The 2,354-nt window shown below is 70.9% G+C and carries 1 rRNA gene and 1 pseudogene; both read left to right on the top strand.

Features of this window, described 5'->3' with window-relative positions:
• Positions 1-72 (top strand): 5S ribosomal RNA (gene rrf, locus ACYVE7_RS32755); the annotation flags it as partial.
• Between the two features lie 93 nt (positions 73-165).
• A pseudogene (locus ACYVE7_RS32750) lies at positions 166-2,354 on the top strand (hypothetical protein); the annotation flags it as partial.

Below are 2,354 nucleotides of genomic sequence, written 5' to 3'. Positions count from 1 at the left end.
CCGGAAGTTAAGCCCTTCAGCGCCGATGGTACTGCACGGGAGACTGTGTGGGAGAGTAGGACACCGCCGCAATTATTGGTTGAAAGGCCCGAACCTTATGGTTCGGGCCTTTCGCATTTCTGGGGGTTCTCGGCTTGATGATCTTTCGCTGGTTTTGAGTGTGGTGTGTGTGACTGTCGGGGTTGGGTGTTCGGCGTCAGGTGGCCGCCACGTTCCGTCTACCATGTAGAGGTGAAGGAAGAGGAAGGGCGCGGCGACAACCGCGACGGACGCAAGGGTCAGCAGCAGGGTTCGAGCGGTGCGGCGGGAGGCCAAGCCGGTCGAGGTGGTTCGGGCGCTCCGCGGAAGCCGTTCAAGCCGGGCGGTAAGGGCCGCCCGCAGCAGGGTGGTCCGGCTCAGCGTGGCGGCCAGGGCCGCCGCGATGATCGGCCGGCGGGCCGTTTCAACAAGCCGGGGGGCCAGCAGGGCTCCCGTGATGACCGTCAGGGCGGCCAGGGCCGTCCTTACGCGCCGCGCCGCGATTTCGACCAGCGGGGCACCCAGTCGGGTGCTGGCCGCCCGTTCGAGCGCCGTGACAATGCCGGTGGCGGCCGTCCCTTCGAGCGCCGCGACGACAACGGCGGCCGTTCCTTCCAGAACCGTGACGACCGTGGCGGCCGTCCCCCGTTCCAGAAGCGTGACGACCAGGGCGGCCGCTCGTTCGAGCGCCGTGATGACCGTGGTGGCCGTCCTCCCTTCCAGAAGCGTGATGACCAGGGCGGGCGTCCCCCGTTCCAGAAGCGTGACGACAACGGCGGCCGCTCCTTCGAGCGCCGTGACGACCGTGGTGGCCGTCCGCCTTTCCAGAAGCGTGATGACCAGGGCGGGCGTCCCTACCAGAACCGTGACGACCGTGGCGGCCGTCCCTTCCAGGGTCGTGACGACCGTGGCGGGCGCCCTCCGTTCCAGAAGCGTGACGACCAGGGGGGTCGCCCCTTCCAAAACCGCGATGACCGCGGTGGCCGTTCCTTCGAGCGCCGTGACGACTCCGGCGGTCGGCCGTACCAGAACCGTGACGACCGTGGTGGCCGTCCCCCGTTCCAGAAGCGCGATGACCAGGGCGGCCGACCGCCGTTCCAGAAGCGTGACGACAACGGCGGCCGCTCCTTCGAGCGCCGTGACGACTCCGGCGGTCGGCCCTACCAGAACCGCGATGACCGTGGCGGGCGTCCCTACCAGAACCGTGACGACCGTGGCGGCCGTCCGCCGTTCCAGAAGCGTGACGACCAGGGTGGCCGTTCCTTCGAGCGCCGCGATGACCAGGGCGGTCGGCCGTACCAGAAGCGCGACGACCAGGGCGGTCGCCCGTTCGAGCGCCGTGACGACTCCGGCGGTCGGCCGTACCAGAACCGTGACGACCGTGGCGGGCGTCCCTTCCAGGGGCGTGACGACCGTGGTGGCCGTCCGCCGTTCCAGAAGCGTGACGACCAGGGCGGTCGCCCCTTCCAGAAGCGCGATGACCAGGGTGGCCGTCCGCCGTTCCAGAAGCGTGACGACAACGGTGGCCGTTCCTTCGAGCGCCGTGACGACCGTGGTGGTCGCCCGTTCCAGAAGCGGGACGACAACGGCGGCCGACCGTTCGAGCGGCGCGATGACCGAGGTGGGCGTCCCTTCCAGGGGCGTGACGACCGTGGTGGGCGTCCGCCGTTCCAGAAGCGTGACGACCAGGGCGGCCGCCCCTTCCAGAAGCGTGACGACCAGGGTGGTCGGCCATACCAGAACCGGGATGACCGGGGTGGGCGGCCGTTCGAGCGGCGCGACGATCAGGGCGGGCGGCCCTACCAGAACCGTGACGGTGGGCGGCCGCAGGGCCGTGACGACCGGGGCGGTCGGCCGTTCCAGAAGCGGGACGACCAGGGCGGTCGGCCCTACCAGAACCGTGAGGGCGGGCGGCCGCAGGGCGGCCGTGACGGTGGGCGTTCGTTCGAGCGTCGTGACGACCGTGGCGGGCGTCCCGTGCAGGGGCGGGACGAGCGTCCCGCCGACGGCGAGGAGCTGACCGGCGGGTTCGCCGAGCGGCGTCGGGAAGAGCGGGCCGCGCGCGGCGGCTACGGGGCGCGTGAGGACCGCGAACGCGAGCCCGGCCAGACCGGCTACAACGACCCCGAGCTGCCCGAAGACGTGACCGGCGACGAAATGGACCCGGAAGCCCGCGAAGAGCTCAGGACCCTGCCGAAAGACCTGGCGACCCTCGTCGCCAAGCACCTGGTGATGGCGGGCCGGCTCGTCGACGACGACGCCGACCTGGCCTACCGGCACGCCAAGACCGCGCGCCGGCTCGCCAGCCGCGTCGGTGTCGTCCGTGAGGCGTGCGG

Source organism: Actinocorallia lasiicapitis, assembly GCF_054778695.1.
Note: the sequence above shows the minus strand (reverse complement) of the source record. Positions and strands in the feature narration are given on the sequence as shown.